This window comes from Nostoc sp. (assembly GCF_036917095.1).
Lineage (GTDB): Bacteria > Cyanobacteriota > Cyanobacteriia > Cyanobacteriales > Nostocaceae > Nostoc.
The window spans coordinates 141,308-167,676 of the sequence record NZ_JBALFH010000045.1 but is presented as its reverse complement, the minus strand read 5'-3'; the positions used below and the strand labels follow the sequence as shown (position 1 = coordinate 167,676).

General features: G+C 39.8%; 11 protein-coding genes. 4 read left to right on the top strand and 7 right to left on the bottom strand.

Annotated elements, in window-relative coordinates; all coding sequences use genetic code 11:
• Positions 1–3 precede the first annotated feature (3 nt).
• From V7L01_RS28985 to V7L01_RS28970, 4 genes are all read right to left on the bottom strand, one after another.
• Positions 4–2,364: a CHASE2 domain-containing protein gene (locus V7L01_RS28985; RefSeq protein WP_335041034.1), complete on the bottom strand. Its 2,361-nt coding sequence runs from the start codon at positions 2,362–2,364 to the stop codon at positions 4–6.
• Positions 2,365–2,387: 23 nt separating this feature from the next.
• Entirely contained in the window at positions 2,388–3,353 is a 966-nt protein-coding gene (locus V7L01_RS28980; RefSeq protein ID WP_335041032.1) for a DUF1822 family protein, read from the bottom strand.
• Between the two features lie 34 nt (positions 3,354–3,387).
• Entirely contained in the window at positions 3,388–4,026 is a 639-nt protein-coding gene (locus V7L01_RS28975; protein WP_335041030.1) for a sigma-70 family RNA polymerase sigma factor, read from the bottom strand.
• Positions 4,027–4,167: 141 nt separating this feature from the next.
• Positions 4,168–8,868 (bottom strand): amino acid adenylation domain-containing protein, encoded by a 4,701-nt coding sequence (locus V7L01_RS28970; RefSeq protein ID WP_335041028.1) that lies wholly within the window; start codon positions 8,866–8,868, stop codon positions 4,168–4,170.
• Between the two features lie 245 nt (positions 8,869–9,113).
• On the opposite strand from V7L01_RS28970, the gene V7L01_RS28965 reads away from it, so the two are divergent.
• Together V7L01_RS28965 and V7L01_RS28960 are read left to right on the top strand one after the other, a co-directional pair.
• Positions 9,114–10,214, top strand: coding sequence for an alpha/beta fold hydrolase (locus V7L01_RS28965; RefSeq protein ID WP_335041026.1), 1,101 nt, complete (start codon positions 9,114–9,116; stop codon positions 10,212–10,214).
• 196 nt (positions 10,215–10,410) lie between these two features.
• Complete coding sequence (locus tag V7L01_RS28960; protein WP_335041024.1) at positions 10,411–10,626, top strand: hypothetical protein; 216 nt, start codon at positions 10,411–10,413, stop codon at positions 10,624–10,626.
• Positions 10,627–10,787: 161 nt separating this feature from the next.
• On the opposite strand, the gene V7L01_RS28955 is transcribed toward V7L01_RS28960, so the two are convergent.
• From V7L01_RS28955 to V7L01_RS28945, 3 genes are all read right to left on the bottom strand, one after another.
• Complete coding sequence (locus V7L01_RS28955; RefSeq protein ID WP_335041022.1) at positions 10,788–12,320, bottom strand: glycosyltransferase; 1,533 nt, start codon at positions 12,318–12,320, stop codon at positions 10,788–10,790.
• 290 nt (positions 12,321–12,610) lie between these two features.
• Positions 12,611–15,904 (bottom strand): non-ribosomal peptide synthetase, encoded by a 3,294-nt coding sequence (locus tag V7L01_RS28950; RefSeq protein ID WP_335041021.1) that lies wholly within the window; start codon positions 15,902–15,904, stop codon positions 12,611–12,613.
• 8 nt (positions 15,905–15,912) lie between these two features.
• Entirely contained in the window at positions 15,913–20,082 is a 4,170-nt protein-coding gene (locus V7L01_RS28945) for a non-ribosomal peptide synthetase (protein WP_335041019.1), read from the bottom strand.
• Positions 20,083–20,443: 361 nt separating this feature from the next.
• On the opposite strand from V7L01_RS28945, the gene V7L01_RS28940 reads away from it, so the two are divergent.
• Positions 20,444–20,701, top strand: a complete 258-nt coding sequence (locus V7L01_RS28940) for a helix-turn-helix domain-containing protein (protein WP_335041017.1) — start codon at positions 20,444–20,446, stop codon at positions 20,699–20,701.
• A gap of 160 nt (positions 20,702–20,861) precedes the next feature.
• Entirely contained in the window at positions 20,862–26,348 is a 5,487-nt protein-coding gene (locus tag V7L01_RS28935) for an ATP-binding sensor histidine kinase (RefSeq protein WP_335041015.1), read from the top strand.
• Positions 26,349–26,369: the final 21 nt, after the last annotated feature.

Here is a 26,369-nt window from a genome sequence, read left to right as displayed (position 1 = left end):
TTTTTATGCCTCATACCATTTGGGATTGGAAATCGCCACTGTACCGCCAGTAACGACTAAAACCAAGGCTGAGGGAACTAGGGGAACCCAAATGCCCTGGTAAAATAGAATTAAGCAAAGAACGTATAAGACTACAAGGACGCATCCTCCCGCGAGTACTATATATACTCCCGACCGATCGCGCCAAGGAAATATCTGCAATCCGGCAACAGCGAACGCACCTCCAACCACAGACCAACCCGAAATCCACAACACTTCACCCCAAACAGGCAAAACTCTTATCAAAGGTCGCCTATCCATAACAGCACTCACCAACTGACTGACCATTTGCGCTTGCAAAATCACTCCTGGTATTTCTTGAGAAGAACCCTGTTCGCTCATGTAAGGGGTAGGAATATAATCACGGAAGCTTTGAGCAGTAGTCCCAATGAGAACAATTCGGTTTTTGACTAGTTCGGGGTTAACCTTACCTTTAAGAACATCTGTAAGCGTGACTTTAGGAGCAATTTCTAAAGGAGAACCTTGATAAGAGCGGTAATTGAGCAATATTTGATAGCCCCCTGTATCCGCTTGTTGATAGCCTCCCATGTGCGATTCTGCTTTGGAGACACTTGGCGATCGCAACCGCTGAAAAACAACGTTACCTAGCTGCAAATCTCCTTGGGGGGTGTATTGAGCAGAAATTCCTTCTTTTTCTAAGTAGTGGAATGCTAGTTGGGCGTTAAGGGCGTAATTTGCAGTACATGGGGATGTTGGATCTGCTGGTTGCATTGCTAATAAATGACGACGCAAAACATTGTCTGAGTCTGGGACAATATCACTAAATCCTTGGCGTTCTGGTGGAACTCCTTTTGGAGATGGAACTCCGGGATAGTTTTGTGTGCGATCGCTAACTTTGCAAATTGCAAAGAAATTGTCATCAGTTTGCCAACGAGTAGTTAAAGAAGCTTGGTTCGGTTGTACCGGATCGCCACGATAAATATCCAAGCCAATACTCCGGGGTTGCAACTTTGTTAGTTTGTCCAAAAGTTTCGTCAGTGCAAGATTTGACAGCGATCCACTTCTTTGCTTTTGCTCTGGTAGGTAAAGATCGTCTTCGGTGACGGTGACTATTAATAGACGCGAATCTTGCTTTTCTTGTGGACGCGATCGCATTAATCGATCGTATGAGAGCAACTCCCATGTTTGCAATCCTCCTTGGTGTCTTATTCCTAATACACCAGCAGTTACCAGCAAACTCAAAAGTAACAAACTTCCGAGACGGCGAGTATTAAAAAACCATCGAGACTTTAACCAAGTTATTGGCACTACGGCAGGATGTTCGCTAATTACTGGCAACCAACTTGCACCTGGATATTCCTTTTCTATTCCTTTGAGCCTTTGTCTGGCAATACGAACCGCAGCATATATAGATTGTCCTGATGAAAAAACCTCTAGAAAATGCTTTAAAAATGTTTGAGCTACCTTATCTGGCACTGGTTCCCGCATGACAATAACTTGCGGAATCTGTAAATCTTGCAGTTCTCGCGCTAATCCTAATCCATCACAGGAGTTGAAAATCGCTAATTGTAAACCGTTGGCAACAGCATTTCTCAGGGCATGTCTGAGTTCATCAATTGTTAATTTATCTGTCTCATTAATATAGATACAACTAGTTTCACCCTCGCTCTTGCTATGACCTGCAAAAAATAAAATATTCCAAGGTTGTTTCCACAATTTCTCGTCAATATCTGAATATTGAGGTTCTACTAAAAAAGTTGTCGCGGCACCAGGTAATTTCTCTAGTAACTGCCGGTCTTGCTCCACATCAATTCCGTTACTATCGCCTAAAATTGCCAAAATTCTAATTTTATTTCTCCATAAGGATGTCTGCAACGCACCTGTTACTGGTTCTGATTCTGGAACGCTGAGAACAACTTCAGCTTTGAGGTAATCCCGATCTACCAAATCCCACAAATGCCAAGGAAGTTTCTTGAGTTGCAAACAATGAGTGCGAATCAACACCCGCACTTCTTCATCTGGCATCAGGTGTTTAAGCCATTTTTCCCGCACGGGACGAAAAGATTCTGACAGCAACCAGTTATTTAAATGCTCCCGCACCTCACTAGCTTTTGTATCGCACTCCTTACGTCGCTGGGAGATAGAACCATCGTAAATAATTTTTTTGGCTTTGATGCGAGTAAATTTCCACAAGCTGCGATATATAGATTGCCACTGGTCAATTGCTGTTGCCATATCTAGATTGGAGGGCAACTTGCCAGTCATTTCTGTAGTCGGGCGTTTGCCCTCTTCCCCAATCTCCAGCGTCACTTGCACGCCTAAATGCAAATCGCCATCTAGCTTCAGCACAACTAACTTTCTCATTGGCAGCACCCCTGCTGTTGTTCTTAACAAATGGCAAAATTTTCTGTAATGCTGATATCTCCCAAAACAAGTTTAATGCTGAAACGTTCTCCCACCTCACAACTAAACTCCAATTGAATATTCTTATTATTGCTTCTAGTTTGGGCTTCCATTACAGATGCTCCTTCAGAATCCAGCACAATTAAATGAAGATTTGGCGGCAGATAATCTTGTCCACTTGTCGGATGAACTTCTACGATAATGTCCATCTCTTGTTCATTGTTTGGAGGCAGACTAACAACTAAAACTACTGCTCGTTCTCTCAAAACTTTTCCTAAATCAATCAGCTTGCCCCTACTAAGAAAAGCACCTGTTTCACTTCTCAGACTCCATGCTGGATTAACACTTTTAGTGCCTAAAAGAGTTTCAATCTCTTGCCAACCAGCTTCAAAAATATTCTCCAACCATTGCTTCAATTTCACTAATTCCTGATTAGAGGTAAGCGAATAATCAGTTATTTCAGCAAGCTGGAATTGAGAAAGTTCTTCTAAATACTCCAACAAATCGTCTAAAGGTTGCAATTCGTTAATTGGGAACAAATCAGTTTGTACTTGCTTGACAAATCCCAGCAGTGTTGCTTCTCTAAATGATTTGCTGATTTGCACAGCTACATAGCCAATCCGATTTGATTGTACTTCAGGTGGCACATAAATATATTCTGCATCTTCTAATACTGGGCGACATTCTAACAAGCCCAAGTTTTTTAGTGACAAATCAGCGACATCCATTAGTGTCTGTTCTATGACATTCCAACTGTCACTTTTATTCAAGTCTGTCTCAAATCCCATGCAACGTAGATAATAATTAACGAAAGATACAGATAGAGTATTGAGATAAACTTGTTCGGCTTTTGCTTGCGTGGCTTGTTGTCGTCGTAACTCTTCCGCTCGATGCCTTCCATCTACAGGTATTGGGGCTGAAAATCTTAAAAGTTCTCTGGTTTTGCTCATATTTTTTGCCTAGCTAATTAGATTATATGAAATTTTAAATATATAAATATTCATGGAATTTATTAGCAAATTTTTTCAAACAACGTTGGTAGAAAGTATGTAAAGATGTGATTCCAATGCCCCATTCTGCTGAAATCTCTTTCCAGGAAATACCCGAACATCTTCTTTTAGCTATAGCTTGAAAATTTGCCTCTGGATGACCTTTGATATGTTCCTGGCAAAAAATTAATTCTGGGTCAGCTTCTATACATTCTCTTACTTGCTCAAATAAAGACATAGGTTGAGATGAGGGGAGATTTTCCCAGTGAGAACTTTCGAGATTTATTTCATTTTGTTTACCCATAACTTTGGGGATAGCTTCTGGAAAGAAACGTTTAGTTAATAGCATATTTACCCAAGTCATCACTTCGCCGCGTTCTGGGTCATACTTATTAATATTGTTGTCTTGACAAAGATAGAAAAATAAATTTTGTACTGCCTCATCATAAATATCTTCATAAGCTAGTTGAAATTGACCTTTATAAGGATGAACAAGCTTACCTGACTGCCAAATAGTATTAATCAGCCGTGTTAAAGCTATCCGCTTTCCCTTGGTTAGGTGTGTGTCTTGTTGGGCTGCGATCGCTAATTCTTTAAGTTCTGTATCTAGTTGTTTTCTCCAATCATTAGTCATAAAAGACCTCGAATCAGTACGCACCAAGTTGCGAAGTTATATATATCTCATATCTTGAAGCCGACTTTTACACAAGCCAGCCACAATTGTTACAAAACTTTTTGCTCAGATCGTAAGGATTCAAGTCTAGGGTATATATTACTAATGCCCCTTGCTGTCTTCGTTTAAGGAAGATAACTTAATCCGCCGACTTTCACGCGATAGCGGTACTAAAACTGGGGCTTGACTTTGAGCATTGCTTTCTTTAAAGCTTTCCACCACTTTAGATAATTCTGCAATTGTCGATGCCTCAAATACGCTACGCAAAGGTAACTCCACGCGCAAGGCGTCGCGCACTCTAGAGACAAGCTGAGTTGCCAGTAATGAATGGCCGCCTAATTCAAAGAAATTATCATGAATTCCTACGCGTTTGAGTCCTAAAATCTCGGCAAAGATTTTCCCTAGCACTTGTTCAACGGGAGTTCGAGGCGCGATGTAATTTTCTGGCAATTGAGGCTTAATAGCATCGGATGCAATTAAGGCGCGACGATCTACTTTGCCATTAGCTGTTAGAGGTAAGGAGTTGAGTACTACAAAAGCTGATGGCACCATGTACTCAGGCAGCTTTTGTAGTAGATAAGTCTGCAATTGCGGCACTAACTTACTCGCAGCTTTAGCTTGTAGGGGATTATTGGCGTAAGATTGCCACGAACGGGAGTAAGTCGTGCTATTTGGAAAAATAATTCTCTTACCTACTGCATCTTGCCGGACAAAAATGATGTCATAGCATCCTTGAGTACTGGAATTTGACCAGCTAATCTCAACGCTGTAGGGTACATTCAGAGTATACCAATCTTCTGGATCTACTCCTAAATTCGGGAGTTTTTCCAAAGCTTCACGCATTTCACCCGCAGTTTTAAAATCTTCTATCCCTAATAACCATTCTGCTGTTTTAACTGCCGCAAATACTCGTGCATTAGCTACATTAGTAATGCATAAAATTTCTGGTTGCTTCTCAATCAATAACTGATTTACTGCTGACACTGTTAAATTATCTTCAGACCAGTTCAACACTAAAGTATTTTCAGTATTATTAACGGTTTCATTGTCAATATGAATAATTACATTGTAACGAAACTGAGTTAATTCATTGCGATCGCGTCCTCGGATAAGTTGAATTTGCACGCTATTAATTTGAGGAAAATGCTGCTTTAATGCACTGAAGAAAGCTGGTTCAATGACCAACTCTGTTTCTTGAAAAACTTGCGATTTTACTCGTTGCTGCAATTCAAATCGGGTAAGGGAAGCTTCAGCTTGATATAGTTGTACCGACGCATGGAAAGCTTGTAAAAGCGGCAAACTACGCACATCTCCTATAAAGATAAAGCCACCAGGAGCAGTTGCTTGCACAGCACCTTCTAGTACGCGGATAAGATAATCAATATTAGGAAAATATTGCACAACCGAGTTGAGAACTACTACATCAAAAGCTGCTGTTTCTACTGCCTGAAAGTCAGTAGCCATCTTTTGTTGCAGTGTTACTTGCGGTATTTCTTGCTTTTCTAACTGTTGCTGAATGTAGTTAAGTGAAACCTGGGAGAAGTCCGTCCCACAATATTTAGTGCAGTGAGGTGCAATCCTAAACAAAATTAAACCTGTTCCACAGCCAATTTCTAACACTCGCTGGGGTTGTAAAGCTAGAATTTGCGCCACTTGGTTATTCACCCACTCGCGTATCTGCTCTGCTGGAATAGGCTGATTTGTATAACTACTATTCCAGCCGACAATATTAAATCTTGGATCTGAATCAGCAGCAGGTTGATTGTAAGTTTCGTTGTAGAGCGTTTGCCATTGCAAAACCTGCTCATTCTGTAACTGCATATTTTCCTGTTCGCTGCTGTCTTCAGCTTTCAGTACCACACAAACTAATAGACGCTTTTCTCCTCGATCCTCACGAATTACTGCTACAGTTTGCTGTACTCCTGGATGTTGACTCAGCACCGCTTCAATTTCTCCCAATTCAATGCGGTAGCCGCGAATTTTTACCTGATCGTCGAGGCGACCTAAAAATTCAATGTTGCCGTCTACTCGATAGCGAACTAAATCACCTGTTTTATAAAGTAGTGCTTTTGGTTTATTATTAAAAGGATTAGAAATGAAACACTCAACGGTTAAATCAGGATGGTTTAAATAACCTCGTGCCAACCCGTCACCGCTGATATACAACTCTCCTGAAACACCAATGGGTACTGGTTGTAAATATTTATCTAGTATGTAAACTTGAGTATTAGCGATCGCACGACCAATTACAGGTGCTAAATTATCTTTATTCTTAACAGAAATATGACCAGAAGTGGTTACAACTGTGTTCTCCGTTGGCCCATAATTGTTAAATACTTGGTAAGAGTGGGAAGCTAAAGGATATTGATTTAGTTTGTCTCCACCTGTGAGTAATATTCGTAAAGCTGCGTTCTTAGGAAAATCTAATAATAAAACTTTCTCTGCCAAAGGTGTTGGGATGAAAGAAATTGTTATCGCTTTTGATACTAGCCAATCTCGGAGATGGTCAGGCGATCGCCTGGTTTCATCATCTACAAAATAAATGCTTGCCCCAGTACTAAGATAAGGCCAAATTTCCCAACCGCAAGCATCAAAGCCAACTCCAGAAATCTGCGTTGCTTGGTCAATGGATGAAACTGCAAAAGCTTTTTGATGCCAAAATACTAAATTTAACAATCCTCTATGTTCAATTTTAACTCCTTTAGGTTTTCCAGTTGAGCCAGAGGTATAAATGATATAAGCAAGGTTATCTACTGTAACTTTACTAGTAAGGTTATCTTCAATCTCTTGACAAATAAGCTCCCAATCTTTATCTAAACAGATTATTTGTGAATTATAGTTTTTAAGTCGTTCAAGCCATCGCTCCTGAGTTAATAAAACCGAGACTTGAGCATCTTCAAGCATAAAATTTAAACGTTCAGATGGATAGCTTGGATCTAAAGGTACATAAGCTCCACCTGCTTTCAGGATGCCCAACATCCCGATTACCATATCAAAAGAGCGTTCGACACAAAGTCCTACTAAAAGTTCGGTTTTAACTCCTAATTTTTTTAGATAATGTGCAAGTTGATTACTGCGTATATTTAACTCTTTGTAGCTGAGTTGTTTATCGCCAAATACTAGTGCAGTCGCATCTGGATTCTGTTTTGCAACGCTTTCAAATAGCTGATGGATACACTTATCTTGAGGATAATCTAACTGAGTATTGTTCCATTCAACTAATAAATCATGTAGTTCAGATTCCTTTAAAAGTGGTAATTGTGCAATTCGTTCTTCTGGATTTGCAACTATACCCTCCAGTAATGTTTGGAAGTGTCCTAGCATCCTGGTGATAGTAGCATCATCAAATAAATCAGTGCTATAAATTACAAAACCACTAATTCCTTCTGAGCTATCTGCCCATAAACCATTTTGAGTATTTGGCTCCCACAAGTGAAACTCCAAATCAAACCGCGTTGTTTCCGTTTCAAATGGTAGCGGGCTTAAAGTTAAATTAGGTAACTCTAACGCAGACATCGGCGCATTTTGGAGCGCAAAAACAACTTGAAAGAGCGGATTTTGATTAAAATTGCGCTCTGGATGCAGTTCTTCTACCAGCTTTTCAAAAGGCAAATCTTGATGAGCATAAGCTCCTAAAGCTACCTCTTTAACTCGATTTAATAATTCCCTAAAAGTTGGGTTTCCTGATATGTCGGTACGCAGTACTAAGCTATTGACAAAAAAACCAATTAATCCCTCAATTTCACTACGGTTGCGATTGGCAATAGGTGAACCAATAGCGATATCTTCTTGTTGCGTGTAGCGGTAAAGTAAAATTTGGAATGCTGTCAGCAGGGTTATGAATAAAGTTACCCCTTCTTGTTGTCCGAGAGCTAAAAGTGCTTTGCTCAAACTTTTTGATAATTGCAGAGGTTGCCTTGCACCCTGATAAGTTTGGGCAGCTAGTCTTGGTCTATCGGTTGGCAAATTTAGCATAGAAATGCCATCTAATTGCTTTTGCCAGTAACTCAGTTGTTTTTCTAATACTTCCCCTTGCAACCATTGGCGTTGCCAGTATGCAAAATCTGCATATTGGATTGTCAGTTTCGGTAGAGGAGAAGGTTGATTGCTGGCAAAGGCTGTGTAGAGTGCTGCTATCTCTTGAATCAGCACCCCAATAGACCAACCATCGGAGACAATGTGGTGCATAGTCAGCAGCAGAATGTATTGTGTCTCATCCAACCACAGCAGTTTTACTTGCAGTAACGAATCGGTTGATAAATTGAAAGGACGTTGAGCTTCTTGGGTAGTGAGTCGTCGTGCTTGTATTTCTCGTTCGGCTTGTGGCAGTTGCCGTAAATCTATTACTGGTAAAGTAATAGTTAGCATCGGATTAATTACTTGAACTGGTTGCCCTGACTGGATGCCAACAGTGGTGCGTAAAGCTTCGTGTCGTCGCACGATTTCGTTAAAAGTTTGCTCTAGTGCGGCTTTATTGAGCGAACCTGTTAAATGTAGTGCTAGTGGAATGTTATAGAAAGGATTATTAGGGATTAATTGGTCAAGAAACCACAGCCGTTGTTGAGCAAAGGAGAGGGGAAGATTTCCTGACCGCGAAATAGGTACAATAGGTCTAAAACTGTAGTTATTAGTCCGATTAGATGTTTCTAAAAATTCAATAATTTCTGCTTTACGCTCTTGAATTTCTGCACGCAGTTCTGCTGTAAGAATTCCTTCAGGAGCGTTACAGCGAAACTTTTTACCATCAATAGAAACTTGAATATCTAAACTGCGAAGATAAGAGACAAACTCAACCGTATTCAAAATTACACCTCTTCGCAACTGTTGTTATTTATTAGAAATGAGAATGAATAATGCTTGTTTAATAAGCTTACTGACTTGATAATTGTTTTTCCTTCTCTACACTGTTTATCAACTAACCCAGCAGTTTTATCACACTTGCAACAATGTATAAATCATTCTTGGGAGTGAAAGTTGGATGATTCTAACTATGGTATGAAGCTAAAAGCAGTTAACAACGTATTACAAGGTTTAGGCTCATGATATTCATGCCTCATAATTTTCTACTTGTATGGCTGGTTCAACTGCTGTCCATTGGCATACTTGGCGGGGGGAGCTACATTCTCTATGAGTGGTACGAACGAGAACTTGTAGGAACATCTTACTTGGTGGCTGGATTAGTAATGGTTCTGTGGACTTTTGGCGGTCGTTTTATCAGTTTGCCACTGTTGCGCCGTCGTGGAGCCGAGGAACCCAAGTTTATGCGTAGCAAAACTGTGCAGCGTTTGCCACGTCCTGATGGGAGCGTGTTGCAAGTAGAGTTTTTTGGCCCTGAAGATGGTCAACCGATTATTTTGTCACATGGTTGGGGGCCAAACAGTACTATATGGTATTATGCCAAGCGACAATTGAGCGATCGCTTCCGAGTAATTGTCTGGGATCTACCAGGGTTAGGAAAATCCGCCAAACCAAAAAACAATGACCACTCTATAGAAAAATATGCCCGTGACTTGGAAGCTGTTGTTGCGATTGCAGGGGATAAACCTGTTATCTTGGTAGGGCACAGCATGGGTGGAATGATTAACCTGACATTCTGTCGCCTGTTTCCAGAGCAATTAGGGAGTCGGGTGGCTGGCTTAATTCTTGTAGATACTACTTACACCAATCCGGTTAAAACTTGTATTTTTAGCAATCTGGCACGTAAATTGCAGAAACCGCTACTCGAACCTGTGTTGTACCTGACTATCGTGCTGTGGCCAATTTTTTGGTTGATGACTTGGCTCTCGTATTTCAATGGTTCCCTGTACATCACCGTCGAACTATCTGGATTTACGGGTACTGAAACACGCGGTCAACTAAGTTTTGCAGGTCTATTATCAGCATTGGGTTCGCCTGGTGTTCTGGCTCGTGGCACACTGGGAATGTTAAAGTTCGATGAAACAGAAACACTTGCAACTATTAACGTTCCTGTGTTAGTCGTTTGCGGCAATTCCGATATAGCAACTAAACCTGTTGCAAGCGATCGCATGAAAGCAGAAATACCTTATTCTCAAAGAGTCACCCTAAAACCAGGTGGACACATGGCATTGATGGAACAAAACCAGCAGTTTGCCGAAGCAGTCAGCACATTTTGCGCTGACTGCTTATAGCTGGGATCGCTACTGAAGCTTATTTAAAGGCAGATGTACTTAGTATTTTGCGTAAAAGGGTAGCGTTTCCAAGGCAGGGGAACGCATTAATCCCAATTTGAAAAAAGAATGCGACAAATAGACCATTTGTAGAGACGCGATTCATCGCGTCTTTACCCAAGGATGTGTTGCAATCATTAATTGAATTGGTATAACAATGCAAGCCGATGCATTAACAATGCAAGCCGATGCATTAATAATGCAAGTCGATGCATTAACAATGCAAGCCGACGCATTAACAATGCAAGCCGATGCATTAACAATGCAAGCCGACGCATTAACAATGCAAGTCGATGCATTAACAATGCAAGCCGATGCATTAACAATGCAAGCCGACGCATTCATTGCCATTGCAGGGTATTGCCAAATTTAATTCACTACGAATTAAGGAAACGTGAGTTCGACGAACCTCTCCCTCCCAGCCTCCCTCTCCGTTTTGGAGAGTGAGGAGTAGCGAAAAATTAAGCTTTTGCTCCCCTCTCCGTGTCGGAGAGGGGTTGGGGGAGAGGTCAAATAATACTTGTCAAACTCACGTTAAGGAAGTGCTGTACTTAGCACCTTTTGATTAGTTCCAAAGTAAAGTTCGCCCAATTCTTCCAAAAAAACATCGGTCTGCGATTCTGGATTAAGGAAGTAGGGATGGATGGGAAGGAGTTCAGCGCGAGGGCGGGTTTCTGATGAAGACACAATCTGCTCAAGCAAAGTCAGGTAGTTTTCAGCAGTAGATTCCCAAGTGTACTTCTTCAGCACCCGTTGCTGACCAGCCTGGGCAAAATTTTCCCACTCGTTAGCATCACATAGCAACCGCTCCAAGCCCCGTGCAATATCAGCAGAATCTTCTGGGTCAATGAGTACGCCATATTCCTTATTTCCCTGTCGGAAACTCTCGCTGGGGCCACCGTTCTTGGTTGCTACCACTGGTAAACCTGCAACTGCTGCTTCTAAGGGAGCAAGCCCAAAGGGTTCGTAGAGTGCAGTCAGCGCGAACACCGAGCGGCGTTTAACCATAAACCGATAGGCTGCTGCCAGTGACTCTTGAGACTGATCTGACAAACCAAAGGCACTCACCTTGCCCCACAAGTCGTTTTCTTTGATAACTTCCCGAATGGGAGCTAATACCTCTTCAGCTATGCCATCACTAGTTTCCTCTCGTAAAGGATCGTCCAGCCCTCCTGTAAGTACCACCAAGTTAGCTCGTTCCTGAAGTGTTGGACTGATTGCGAAGGCTTGCACTAGCCCTAATATATTTTTTTTAAGCTCTAATCGACTGGATGCTAGGATAACGGGCAAATCTCGACGTGGTTCTGCAATATCCCGTGCCAATCGCTCCTGAATGAACTCGTAAGTAGCCTCCTCGTTTTCGTAACGCGCTTTTGCACCGAAAATCGAGAAATCTGCTCCCGGTGGAATCACTGCAAAGCGGTTGTCGTTGTTTACATCCACTGCACCACTGTAGACTCGATGAGAATACTGTTCAAAACGTTCTTGTCGCGTACTGGTAATATTAACCGCCGAGCGATTCATGCTCAGGCGTTCGGCTAAAATGCGATATCTGAAATGGAATTGCTCGTCTATTTCTGGCAGATTTTCTGGGGTGACTTCCAGTTTGTCCATCTTTTGAGCGCCGAGAGAATGAGCAGTAAAAGTAAAAGGTATGCCTGCCTCCTCTTCAATTAGAACGCCACACAGTCCTCCGTCAGCGTAGTGGGCAGTCATTGCATCGGGTAAGCCACCCTCTTGTTGATAAAATTTTAAAATGTTGGGTATCCAATCATTAACCAGATGAGGCCATAACAACTCTTTAGAGAGAAATTCTTTTGGCCCAGCCGCTAACCGGATAATGCGGACATTATCGATCCCTCGATAAGTGTCAATCGCTTCGGCAAACTCTGGCCACTCCGGGTCAATAATTTGACGGGTGAGAATATCAACTTTATGACCCATTTGAGCTATGGCTATGGCAACTTGCTTAACGTAAACCAGCTGACCCCCAAAATCTGGGTGTTTCGTTATATGACTATTGCCTGAATCAAAATTGCCTTGAGGGTTGAGAAATCCAATATGCATAGCCGACTTCCTAATACAGGTTGATTTCTACTAGAGGTTTTTGCCTGAAGACGGCAGCAGAACACCTTAGCGAGCTTATTAAAAACTCCCAAGACTGAAAAACACAAGGCACTGAGGCTGTACATAAACGCCATCAAAAAGCAAGCTTTTCCACATGACGGGAAAAGTCAGTTTAGATTAAACCCAGCCAATTCGCGCATTTTCCTAATGCTTAAGTTAATCGCTACTGCGGCTCGTGCACATATATCGGATGGCATAAATGGTATGGCGATCGCTAACTTAGGGGTTTCTCAAAATTCCACTTCTTCTCGTTGAATTTCCGTAGTTTCAGCCTTATCTATACCTTTTGCTGTCCAATAGATTGTGTCAATATATCTAGATAGTTGTTCTACAGTCGGTGCTTCAAACAAGTTGCGTACAGGCAAATCTATTTGGAAGGTGTCACGGATACGGGAAGTTAGCACAGTCGCTAAAAGAGAATGACCACCCAATTCAAAGAAATTGTCATGGATGCCTACTTGCTCTTTTCCCAAGACTTTAGCCCAAATTTGGGCAAGTAACTCTTCAACCTGCGATCGCGGTGCCACATAATCTTGATTATTGAAAGTAATTGTATCAGGCATGGGTAAAGCACGCCGATCCACTTTGCCATTAGGTGTTAGAGGTAGAGATTCCAGGATCGCGTAGGCGCTTGGCACCATGTATTCTGGTAACTTTTCTTTGAGAAATTGACGAAATAAGGATGCAAAGCCTTGTACCTCTTGCATCGCTATCTGTTCCTGGTTGAGAACAATATAAGCCACTAAGTACTTATCATCAGGTACGTCCTCACGAGCAATAACTACAGTTTCCTTCACTGCTGGATATTGACTCAGCACCGCTTCAATTTCTGACAACTCAATGCGGAAGCCACGAATCTTTACTTGATTATCAACGCGACCTAAAAATTCAATATTGCCATCTGGTAAATAGCGAGCTAAATCACCCGTTTTATAAAGACGTGTTTTTGGATTATTACTAAAAGGATGAGGAATAAAGTGTTTAGTAGTCAGTTCAGGGCGATTGAGATATTCTCGCGCCAGCCCCTCCCCACCAATATATAATTCGCCAGTAACGCCAACAGGTACAGGTTGTAAACAGGTATCTAATATATAAATTTGCGTGTTTGTAATGGGACGCCCAATAGGGGAAGATGTGGCTGATGGTAACTCTTGTACGTAATAATAAGAAGAAAATGTTGTATTCTCTGTAGGCCCATAAACATGAATTAAATGCTTTGGCGCACCATGTTTAATAATTTTTTTAATCCATCTCGTATCAACAGCCTCGCCACCAAACAGTAAATATTTCAAGGTAGCAAAAACTTGCGGAACATCTCTAGCAATCTGTTGAAATAAGGCGGTAGTCAAAAACAGAATGTTGATACCTTTTTCTCGTAGCTGTAATGCAAATTCGTGAGGCGAGAGGGTTACATCTTTACTAATTCCCATAAGTTGAGCGCCGTTAAGTAGCGCTCCCCAAATCTCGAATGTAGCTGCATCAAAAGAAGCGTTTGAGGCTTGGGCGATTTTATCAGATGGTAATAATTTTATATAGTTCGTATTGCACACTAACCGATTTACAGCTGTGTGAAGTACAGCAACTCCCTTGGGTTTTCCTGTAGAACCAGAGGTGTAAATAACATAAGCTAAATTATCACTATTTAAATCGCTTTCGGGATTGTCTTGCTTTTCTTGGGTAATAATTTCCCAGTCTTTATCTATAGAAATAATTGGTTTTGAGAAACCTTCAAAATGCTTGAGTAAGTTTTCTTGTGTCAGCAATACTGAAACTTGTGCATCTTCAAGCATAAAATTTAGACGCTCTTGAGGATAACTTGAGTCTAATGGAACATACGCTCCCCCTGCTTTAAGAATACCCAACAACCCGATTATCATTTCTATAGACTGTGAGATGCAAATGCCGACTAAAACTTTTGAACCTACTCCGATTTTTTGTAAGTGGTGTGCTAGTTTATTGCTGCGAGTATTCAACTCTTGATAAGTCAGTTGCTCGTTAGCAAAGTTTGCTGCTATAAAATCAGGATACTGTTGTACCTTTTCTTCAAACAATTGATGGATACACTTATCTTGAGGATAATCGGCTTGGGTGTTATTCCATTTCACCAATACCTGATGTAACTCCGCTTCACTTAATAAGGGTAAATTTGCAATTCGTTCTTCTGGATTTGCAACTATAGCTGACAACAGAGTTTTAAAATGTTCCACCATCCGGCTAATGGTGGCTCGATCAAATAAATCTGTGTTGTAAACCATTACACCTCGGAGTCCGTCAGAATACTCCCAGTTTGCACCCCATAAGCTCCTAAAATCCTCAGAACACTTCCACAAATGGAGTTCTAAATCAAAACGCGTTTTTTTTATGTCAATATTCATAAAACTAGGTACTAATCCAGGTAGTTCTAGCGCTGACATTGGCGCATTCTGAAAACCAAATACCACTTGAAATAGCGGATGATGGCTCAAGTTACGCTCTGGATGCAGTTCTTCAACTAACTTTTCAAAGGGTAAATCTTGGTGGCTGTATGCTCCTAACGTTACCTCGCGGACTCTGCCTAATAGTTCCCGAAAAGAGGGATTTCCAGACAAGTTGCTACGTAGTACCAAACTATTGACAAAAAAACCAATTATTCCTTCAATTTCGCTACGATTACGGTTAGCAATTGGCGAACCTACCGCGATATCTTCTTGGTGTGTGTAGCGGTAAAGTAATGTTTGAAATGCTGCCAGCAACGTCATAAATAATGTCGTACCTTCTTGCTGTGACAGCTTTTCTAGTGCATCAATTAGCTTGAGCGGTAATTCTAAAAATTGTGTTGATCCTTGATAGCTTTGTATAGCTGGTCTTGGTTTGTCAGTAGGCAGATGCAGTATGGAAATACCGTTTAATTGCTCCCGCCAGTAAGCTAACTGGGTTTGGAGTACCTCTCCTTGCAGCCACTCGCGCTGCCAGTGAGCAAAATCGGCATACTGAAGAGGCAGTTCTAATAGAGGAGAAGGCTGGTTTTGTGCAAAAGCTGCGTACAGCGTTCCTAGTTCCCGAATCAGTACCCCCATAGACCAATCGTCGCAGATAATGTGGTGCATATTCAGTAATAGAATATGTTCTGTCTCAGAAAGGACGAGGAGTATTACTCGCAGCAATGGCCCGGAGGATAAATCGAAGGGATGTTCTATCTCTGCGGTAATAATGGACTTTGCTTTAACTTCTTGTTCATCAGCTGGCAATTGTTGGAGGTCTAATATAGAAAGAGGTATTGTTAAGCTGGGTGCGTTAGCGTAGCTTTCCGCAGGAATCGCCTGTAGGGGTTGCCCATCCGACACAATAAAAGTTGTGCGTAAGGTTTCGTGGCGACGCACTATTTCGTTAAAAGCCTGTTCTATTGCCGTTAAGTTAAGCGAACCTGTCAAGCAAATTACTGTCGGCACACTGTAGATTGCATTGCCGGGGGTCAACTGGTCGAGGAACCATAGCCGCTGTTGAGCAAAAGATGCTGGAAAGACGAAGACTTCTTCAGAAGACATAACGATCCTTATTTTAAATTTTGTGCTTTCTCAATACGATCTCTTAGCTGTGCGGCGAGAACTTGGATATGGGGTTTTCTCAACATAGTTAGGTGATTGCCAGGAATATGATGAATTTCCGTTCCTCCCACAATTAGTTGATCCCAACCCATACTCGGATCTTCTTTGGCAATGCTTGATTGAACCTTTGTTCTGAAAAGATTAATTCGTTTAGGGTAGGCTTGCGGAACGTAGTTAAGAACTGCTTGGCTATTGGCATAAAAAACACGAAGCATTGGACGAATTGCTAACTCGCTTAAAAGTCTTAACTTGGATTCTTCAGGTATAACGTTAACTGGGGCATCCTCTTTTAGGGTGAAGTGAGAGAAGAGATTTGTTTGGAGCGATCGCATTAACGACTCCCAAAAAGAGTTTCGCACAATTTTATTAAAATTAGTCAACCGAGAAGTTAAACTATTAATTCGATTCTTAGCGATCGCAATAATTAGATAAAAATAATCGAGGAAAAAGGGCCATATATATCGCGCCACTGTCGTCAGCATAAACTTGAAACCACTACCCAAAGAAGGTATATTGCCTGGAATTGGTGCTAAAGTGTCAAGCACAGCCAGTAAAGCCACTTCTTCCCCAGACTTTTGGAGTTGTTGAGCCATTTCAAAAGCAACCCAACCTCCAAAAGACCAACCTCCTAAAAAATAAGGGCCTTTAGGCTGCACTCTCCGCAATGCTTCAATGTAGTGAGCAGCCATATCCTCAATCCGAGTTAATGGAGAACTTTTTCCGTCCAGTCCAATAGGTTGTAGCCCATAAAATGGTTGATTTTTTCCCAAATTAGCAGCTAATTCGTAATAAGGAAAGACAACGCCAAAAATTGGATGGACGCAGAAGAAAGCTGGACTTGAACCAGCAGGTTGAATCGGTACTAAGGGTGACCACGTGAGAGAATCTGCTTTTAAGGATAGAGCAGTTGCTAAACTTTCAATTGTCGGATTTAAAAATAAGGTAGATAGCGGCAATTCACTCTCAAACTGCTTGTGTATTTGCTTCAGGAGGCGTACAGTTAACAGCGAATCTCCTCCCAAGTCGAAAAAGTTATCGTAAATTCCCACACGCTCAACATTAAGCACTTCAGCCCAAATTTTTGCCAAGGTTGACTCAGTTGGAGTCCGAGGAGCGATAAATGTTTTATCTAGTAAGCTGCTAGCCGGACTGTCGAGTTCTGTTAGCGCCAAACGATCCACTTTACCACTAGCTGTTAGCGGCAGAGAATCCAGCACTACAAAAGCTTTTGGTATCGTGTATTCTGGTAATTTTTCTTTTAAGAATTTACGTAGTAGAGATGCGAAATTTTGCGTTTCTACATTGGTAACAATATAAGCCACTAAATACCGATCGCCAGATACATTTTCTTTAGCAATTACTACTGCTCTTTGGACACTTTCATGCTGACTCAGCACTGTTTCGATTTCTGACAACTCAATGCGGAATCCCCGAATTTTTACTTGATTATCAATACGACCTAAAAATTCAATATTACCGTCCGAACGATATCGAGCTAAATCACCCGTTTTGTAAAGTCGCGCTCCCTTTTGATGATTAAAAAGATTGGAAATAAACTTTTCATTAGTTAATTCAGGGCGATTAAGATAGCCTTGTGCCAATCCCTCACCACCTATGAATAATTCGCCAGCTATTCCAATTGGTAAAGGTTGTAAATGTTTATCTAATATATATATTTGAGTATTAGGAATAGGACGACCAAGAGGCGGCTTTTCAATTATATGAGTAATCTCTGCAACGGTTGACCAAACTGTTGCTTCAGTAGGGCCGTAAGCATTAAAAAACCGACGCTGAGAGTTAAACCAACGTTTTACAATATCATCGGTGCAGGATTCGCCTGCACAAATAATAGTTTGCAATGCCGGAAGTGATTCTGTAGGTAAGACTGCTAATACTGCTGGCGGAAGGATGACGTGAGTAATAGCTTTTTCGCGCAATAATTGGAGCAAAGGTTGTCCGGGTAGAAGGGATTCTTGGTTTGCTAAATAAAGAGTTGCTCCTGTTTGTAGTGCCATGACAATCTCAAAAATTGAGGCATCGAAACTTAATGATGCGAATTGCAGAATGCGGTTATTCGATTGTAAGTTGAAAACCTCAATCTGAGATGCCGCTAAGTTTGACAATCCTTGATGTTGGAGCAAAACACCTTTAGGTTTTCCTGTCGATCCAGAGGTGTAGATAACATAAGCTAGGTTGTCAGATGTTACGCAGGTGGTTGGGTTTTCTTGGCTGTGTTGTGTAATAGTTGCCCAATCTTCATCTATGCAAATAATTGGATTTGAGAAGTCTTCAAAATGCTTGAGCAACTTTTCTTGTGTTAGCAAGACTGAAACTTGTGCATCTTCTAGCATGAAGTTAAGACGCTCTTGAGGTAGGCTCGGATCTAAAGGGAGGTATGCTCCACCTGCTTTGAGGATGGCTAATAGTGCGATTATCATCACGAGCGATCGCTCTAGGCAAATACCTACTAAAACGCCAGGGACTACACCTAATTTTTTCAGATAATGTGCAAGTTGGTTGCTGCGTATATTTAACTCTTTGTAGCTGAGTTGTTCATCGTCAAATACTAGTGCATTAGCGGAGCGTGCGTTTAACGCGATCGCATCGGGGGTTTTCTGCACTTGTGTTTCAAATAACTGATGAAAACACTTGTTCTCTGGGTAATCTCTTTTAGTGTCATTCCAATCAATTAATAACTCTTGTCGTTCTTCTTCAGTAAGCAAAGACAAATCTGAAAGGCACCGATCTGGATTCGCAACAATGCTTTCTAGCAGTGTTTGGAAATGTCCCAGCATCCGGGTAATGGTCGTGTCATCAAATAAATCGGTGCTATACACCATTTGTCCTTTCAAACTTTCCAAATCCTGCCACAGATGAAACTCTAAATCAAGCTTTGCAGTTTTGCTGTCGAATTCAAAAAGCGAAAGCGTTAACCCTGGTAACTCTAGCGCTTCAACGGGAGTGTTTTGCAGGCTAAATACAACCTGAAAAAAAGGATGATAGCTCAAATCCCGCTCTGGATGCAGTTCCTCCACCAGCTTTTCAAAGGGCAAGTCCTGATGAGCATAGGCTCCTAAAGTTACCTCTCGCACTCGATTCAACAATTCTCGAAACGTCGGCTTCCCTGAGAATTCTGTACGTAGCACCAAGCTATTGACAAAAAAACCAATTAATCCCTCTAGTTCGCTACGGTTGCGATTAGCAATGGGTGAACCTACTGCAATATCCTCTTGCTGCGTGTAGCGATAGAGCAAAGTCTGAAACGCTGCAAGCATTGTCATAAACAAGGTCACACCTTCTTGATAGCTAAGTGCCTCTAGCGCTTGAGTTAAATCTTGCGGTAGTTCCAGAAATTGTTTCGCACCTTTGTAAGTTGGAACAACTGGTCTTACTCGGTCAGTGGGGAGATTCAGTACTGAAATCCCATCTAACTGCTTTTGCCAATAAGCTAACTGGGTTTGTAGTGGCGAACAGCCGTTTACTCCCAGTGCTTGTAACCACTCCCGCTGCCATTCGGCGAAATCTGCATACTGAATGGGTAGTTCTGGTAACGTCAGACATCGCTTATTTTCTACAAAAGCTTTGTATAATATCCCCAATTCTCTAATTAGTACTCCAATTGACCAGCCATCAGCAACAATGTGATGTAGATTTAGCAGCAGTAGATATTCTGCTTCATCCAGTTGTAGCAGCTTTACTCGCAGCAATGGCTCAGTAGTGAGGTTGAAACAACGTTGAGCCTCTTGGGTTACAATTTGCTGCACTTGTGTATCCCGTTCTTGGCTCTTGGAATTGCGTAGGTCTATTACCAGAAGAGGTATGGTTAAGCTGGGTACAATAGCCTGCACTGGTTGCTGGTCTACCATAACAAACCTAGTGCGTAAGGTTTCGTGGCGACGTACAATTTCGTTGAATGTCTGCTTTAAAGCGGTGAAGTTGAGGTAACCTGTCAAGCGAAGTGCTGTTGACACGTTGTAAAATGGATTGCCCGGTGCTAACTGGTCGAGAAACCACAATCGCTGCTGGGCGAAAGAAGTAGGAAAAACAAAAACCTCTGCTTCTTCAAAAAAATTAAGCTCTTCATCATCTGTGAGACTGCTGAGAATATACTGGCTCATAAGTGAATGGCAAACAGTTGTAGTGAAATTTGTGGAAACTTTTTCTCACTCTCCGATATGGAGCGCTACTGTGAAATCATCGTTGCGATGAAAATACTCTTTTACCAAAAAGGGTGACATGTCTCTACAGTAAGGGCAATTGAACTGTCGGAGGAGTTTAGGATGGATACAGCAAATTGCTTTGTCAAAACACACAAGTTTCAAAATAGTGTATACAATACCTCTTGCGGGAATTACATAGAATGCTGCTTATTATTTTTCAAAAGGAAATAGTATATTAGCGGGTTACAATAAAGCCTGAGCATCAGTACCATGTAACAAAATATATATTGTTCGCTATATTGATGGTATTTTAAGTTACATGATGTTTAAAAAACCTTTAGTAATAATCCAACAACCAGAAGTTGGCAAGCTGATTCTTAAGCTTCGCACGATTACTGGTTTGACACAAGAAGAGTTTGCAGCATCTTTAGGTGTTACTTATTCCACGGTTAATCGTTGGGAAAATGGACACGCAAAGCCATCGCGCCTGGCCATGCACAGGGTTGAAGAGATGTTAGAAAAAATAGGTGAACAGGGGCAAGAGTTATTAGCAAAATATTTATCAAATAAGTTTTAAAGTCAAAAAATATCCTATATATGGAGATAATTAAAACTTTTTAGCCTAAAAGCGTATGCTACAAAAATTACAATTTATGTTTAGATAACTAAGTTTAAAAACTAGTTGAACCAATAAAATCACAGTATAGTTAATAGTTTGTAATCCTGAGGAAGGGAAAATGATTGACAATTCAAAATATAAAATTATAGATAAACTTTCAGATGGTGTAGATACTGTTGTTTATCGGGCACAGGATCTTAAAAATAAAAGAACGGTTATTCTTAAAATACTTAAAAGTGAATACGCTAATCTTGAATATGTAACAGAGTTTAAACATGAGTATGAAATTGCTAAATCGTTAGATTTACCAGGAGTTATCAAGGCTTATAGATTAGAAAGTTATCAAAATAGTATTGCTTTAGTTTTAGAAGACATTGGAGGACAAAACCTCAAAGAATTTACTAACAACAATAAACTTAATATAATAGGTTTTTTAAAATTAGCCATTCAGGTTACAGATATTATTATAGATTTGCACGATAGACATATTATTCATAAAGATATTAAACCACAGAATATCATTATCAATCCTAAGTCAATGCAAGTTAAAATTACTGATTTCAGCATTGCCTCACGTCTGTCAAAAGAAAATGCAACGATCGGCAATCCTAATTTGCTTAAAGGAACACTTGCTTACATGTCTCCAGAGCAAACAGGTCGGATGAATAGGACTATTGATTACCGAACAGATTTTTACTCTTTAGGCGTAACTTTTTATGAGCTGCTAACTGACCATTTGCCATTTAATTGCACCGATCCCTTAGAAATAATTCACTCTCATATTGCCAAACAGTCGATACCTCCTCATCAGATCAACCCACAAATTCCGGAGGCTGTATCTAATATTGTAATGAAACTATTATTTAAAACTGCTGAAGAAAGATATCAAAGTGGCTTAGGGCTAAAAGCAGATTTAGAGATTTGCTCAAAACAGTTATTAAATAATGGAAAAATCGAAAATTTTATTCCTGGCAAGTTAGATAAATTCAGCCAATTTACAATTCCTCAAAAACTATATGGACGCGAGGAAGAAGTAGCATCTCTCATGTCAGCTTTTGAGCGAGTAAGTGTTGGTAGAAGTGAGATGATGCTAGTTTCAGGCTATGCAGGGATTGGTAAATCCTGCTTAGTGAATGAAATTCATAAGCCTATTCTCCAAAAACGGGGATATTTCATTTCTGGTAAATTCGATCAATTTAAGCGAAATATCCCTTATACGGCTCTAATTGAATCATTTCAAGAATTAACCCAACAGTTATTAACAGAAAGCTCTGAAAAAATAATTGTTTTGAAACAGCGAATTTTAGAAGCATTTGGTGAAAATGGTCAAGTTATTATTGATGTTATTCCTGAGATTGAAAAAATTGTAGGTCAACAACAACCTGTACCACAATTAGGAGCAATTGAATCCCAAAATCGCTTTAATCGAGCATTTCAAAAATTTATTCAAGTATTTACTCAAAAAGAACAGCCACTTATTTTATTTTTTGATGATTTACAATGGGCAGATTTAGCCACCCTAAAATTGATTCAGATGTTGATGCTTGATGATAGCCAATATTTTTTAATGATTGGGGCTTATCGAGATAACGAAGTCATATCAACTCATTATTTGAATCAAACCTTGAATGAAATCCAAAAAGCAGGAGCAACTGTAAATAGTATTACACTGAAACCTTTAAGTATTAGTGATGTGCATGAATTAGTAGTCGATACACTTCATACTGCAACAGAAAAAACCAAAATACTAGCTGAACTTCTTTTCAACCAAACTCAGGGAAATCCTTTTTTCTTAACTCAGTTGTTCCAAACTATGTACCAAGAAAAGCTATTAAATTTTGACTTTAATAGTGGAACATGGCAGTGGGAAATAAATCAGATTCAAACTATTGGGATTACAGATTATGATGCTCTAGAATTAATTGTAAGAAATATTAAAAAATTGCCTCAAGAGACACAACAGGTCTTAAAACTAGCTGCTTGTGTTGGCAATCGGTTTAACATAGATATTTTAGCAATTGTAAATGAAAAATCTCAGTCAGAAACCGCTTCTGAATTATGGGAAGCACTTCAAGTAAGCCTAATTTTGCCCTTAAGCGATAACTATAAAGCTCCACTCTTTTTTGATAAAGACATATCGATATCTTTAGAATCTCAAGAATTAAAAATTTCATATAAGTTTTTGCACGATCGCATCCAGCAAGCAGCTTATTCCCTGATTCCAGAATCGCAAAGAAAACAAACTCACCTGAAAATTGGGCAATTAATATTAGAATCTTGCCAAACAGAGGAAATTGAAGAAAATATTTTTAATATTGTTAACCACTTAAATTTTGGTACTGAATTTATTTGCGATCGATCTCAAAGAGATCGGCTAGCTAAATTAAATCTGATAGCTAGCCAAAAAGCAAAAGCATCATCAGCTTATGAAGCTGCTCTTAGTTATTCAACAGTTGGACTAGAATTACTGACACCATCGAGTTGGAAAAATAACTATGACTTGATGCTAGTACTTCATCTAGAAAGCGTAGAATTAGAGTACTTAAACACTAATTTTACACGCGCAGCTATTTTAACTGAAATTATTCTAGACAAAGCTAGCAATCTGCTCGATCGAATCAAGGCTTATCAATTACAAATCCAGTTTTATATGGCTCAAAATCAGATGCTTAAAGCCATTGATACTGGACTAGAAGCGATCGCAAAGTTGGGCATTTCTCTATCAGCGATACCAAATAAGGAAAATGCTATAGCTAATTTACCTCAGCTTCAAGATTTAGAAAACTTTCCAGTTGTAAAAGATCCTTACATACTGGCAGCTTTAAAAATCCTTGTTACTGTTGGTGGAGCTGCTTTTATTACTGACACAACAGGGACAACTTTTCCTCAGATCATCTTGACTGTTGTCAATCTCTGCATTGAACACGGTCATTCAGCTTTGGCTGCTGCTGGATATTCTTGTTATGGCATGGTGTTGTCTAGCTATCTAGAAAATATTGATGCTGGATATCACTCTGGTCAAATAGCTTGGCAGATATTAGAGCAGTTTCAAGCTAAGGAACTCAAAAGTAAAGTATGCGCCCCATTCTATGGTTTTACTTTTCATTGGAAAGAGCACGTTAGGGAAAGTATTGCTCCTTTAGAGGAAGCAATTCAGAGCGCCTTGGAAATTGGAGACTTAGAATACGCTGGCTATTGCTCTATCCACTATTGCGGTCATATATTTTTTAGAGGAGAACAACTCGAATCAGTAGCTCAACAGCAAGTATCATATATTGATTTGCTACAAAAATTTAAATTAGAATTCCCGATAAATTACATTAAAATTTGGCATCAATTGACATTAAATTTGCAGGGTGTATCACAAAATAAATGTTATTTGCTTGGCGATAGCTTTAATGAAGAAACAATGCTGCCATATCTACAAGCTACTAAAAATGTTACTTCTTTGTTTGCTGCTTATGTTGGCAAAATGATTCTATTTTACTTATTTAAAGATTCCAGTCAAGCACTTAATAATGCCAAATTAGCTTCAGAATATATAAGTAGTGTGATGGGGATGATTACAGTTAGCATCCACAACTTTTATTATTCTTTAACCCTGATTAGCTTATATCCCAATGTTGAACCGAACACTCAACAAGAATATATGGTTGCGATTAATATCAATCAGGAAAAAATGCGAATATGGGCTGGCCACGCTCCTGCCAATTTTCAGCACAAGTATGATTTAGTGGAGGCGGAAAAAGCCCGAGTTTTAGGACAAACCTTTGTAGCTATGGAGTATTATGAGCTAGCTATTCAAGGAGCCAAAGAACAGGGATATCTTCAAGAAGAAGCACTAGCCAATGAGTTAACAGCAGAATTTTACTTTTCCCGTGGTAGAGAGCAGCAGGCTATCTTCTACCTGAGAGAATCTTATCATGCTTATATACGTTGGGGAGCGATCGCAAAAGTTAGTGAGTTAGAGTCAAAATACCCCGATTATTGCCCATTAAAAATAAATCATGAATCATCCAGTTTTAAGGCTAGCTTGCGAACTACTTCAAGCAAGATAAATAATTTGGCATCTTTTGATTTATCTACAGTTTTTAAAGCTTCCCAAGCTATTTCTAGTGAAATCATGCTAGATGAATTGCTATCTAAGCTGATGGCAATTGTTATGGAAAATGCTGGGGCGCAAACTAGCTGCTTCCTTTTAGAGAAAAATGGTCAAATGGTAATAGAAGCATTGGTGGGAGTTAACAAAAATGAGGTTTTTTTGGAAACATCCATGTCTTTAGATAATAGTCTATATGTACCCATATCTATCCTCAACTATGTAGTCAGAACTAAAGAAAGTGTCGTTATTGGTGATGCTAGCTCTGAAGGAAAGTTTACTAGCGATCCTTATATCATTCAGAATAAATGTAAATCAGTTTTATGTACACCCATAATTCATCAAAGTAAACTTATCGGAATTCTATATCTACAAAATAATTTAACAACTAATGCATTTACTACTGAACGGTTAGAAGTTTTAAAAATTCTTGCTTCTCAAGCAGCTATTTCTATTGAGAATGCCAAGTTGTATACTAATCTATCTAAACTAAATGATAATCTGCAACAAGCTAATCAGCAATTAGAGAATTATAGCAAAAATCTAGAACTAAAGGTCGAAGAAAGAACACAGGAATTAAATGACAAAAATGTGTGTTTAGAAGAACAAGCACAAAAATTAGAGATGACATTGAAGCAACTACAAATAACACAGTTACAGATAATTCAAAAAGAAAAAATGTCTGGTTTAGGTCAATTAGTTGCTGGTATAGCTCATGAAATTAACAACCCAATTAATTTTATATATGGCAATATTTCTCATGCTAGTGAATACATTAAGGATATGTTACATCTTATTAAAGTTTATCAAAAAGTATCACCCAATCTGAATCCTAAAATTATCGCAGAACAAGAGGATATAGATTTGGAGTTTTTGCTTGAAGACTTACCAAAATTGCTATCTTCTATGAAGATAGGAGCCGAGCGCATCCGCCAGATAGTTCTGAGTTTACGTAACTTCTCTCGTTTGGATGAAGCAGAAATGAAGGCAGTTAATATTCATGAAGGTATTGATAGCGCCTTACTAATATTGCAACATCGGCTCAAAACCGAGTCAGTCAATTCTAAAATTCAAATTATCAAAGATTATGCCACTTTACCATTAGTAGATTGTTATCCAGGTCAGCTAAATCAAGTATTTATGAATTTGTTAGCTAATGCTATCGATGCTTTGGAAGAGTATAACTCTCAGCGTTCATTGAAGGAAGCTGAACTTCATCCAGCTTATATCAAAATAACTACTGAGTTATTAGATAAAAATCTGCTAACTATTCGTATTTCTGATAATGCTTCTGGTATGACACCGGAGATACTTTCTCAGATTTTCAATCCTTTCTTTACTACTAAACCTATTGGGAAAGGTACTGGGTTAGGATTATCTATTAGCTACACAATTGTTGTAGAAAAGCATGGGGGACAAATCACTTGTCAGTCAGTACCAGGACAAGGAACTGAGTTCATAATTGAACTTCCAGTACATCAAAAAGCATCTAAATTATTCAACTAAAAATCTTATCTAAAGAAATTA

What these genes read in the sequence shown, in the direction of transcription:
- V7L01_RS28940 (WP_335041017.1), top strand. Translation starts at nt 20,444, where the DNA reads ATGATGTTTAAAAAACCTTTAGTAATAATCCAACAACCAGAAGTTGGC.
- V7L01_RS28980 (WP_335041032.1), bottom strand. Translation starts at nt 3,353, where the DNA reads ATGAGCAAAACCAGAGAACTTTTAAGATTTTCAGCCCCAATACCTGTA.
- V7L01_RS28945 (WP_335041019.1), bottom strand. Translation starts at nt 20,082, where the DNA reads ATGAGCCAGTATATTCTCAGCAGTCTCACAGATGATGAAGAGCTTAAT.
- V7L01_RS28975 (WP_335041030.1), bottom strand. Translation starts at nt 4,026, where the DNA reads ATGACTAATGATTGGAGAAAACAACTAGATACAGAACTTAAAGAATTA.
- V7L01_RS28955 (WP_335041022.1), bottom strand. Translation starts at nt 12,320, where the DNA reads ATGCATATTGGATTTCTCAACCCTCAAGGCAATTTTGATTCAGGCAAT.
- V7L01_RS28965 (WP_335041026.1), top strand. Translation starts at nt 9,114, where the DNA reads ATGCCTCATAATTTTCTACTTGTATGGCTGGTTCAACTGCTGTCCATT.
- V7L01_RS28950 (WP_335041021.1), bottom strand. Translation starts at nt 15,904, where the DNA reads ATGTCTTCTGAAGAAGTCTTCGTCTTTCCAGCATCTTTTGCTCAACAG.
- V7L01_RS28960 (WP_335041024.1), top strand. Translation starts at nt 10,411, where the DNA reads ATGCAAGCCGATGCATTAACAATGCAAGCCGATGCATTAATAATGCAA.
- V7L01_RS28935 (WP_335041015.1), top strand. Translation starts at nt 20,862, where the DNA reads ATGATTGACAATTCAAAATATAAAATTATAGATAAACTTTCAGATGGT.
- V7L01_RS28985 (WP_335041034.1), bottom strand. Translation starts at nt 2,364, where the DNA reads ATGAGAAAGTTAGTTGTGCTGAAGCTAGATGGCGATTTGCATTTAGGC.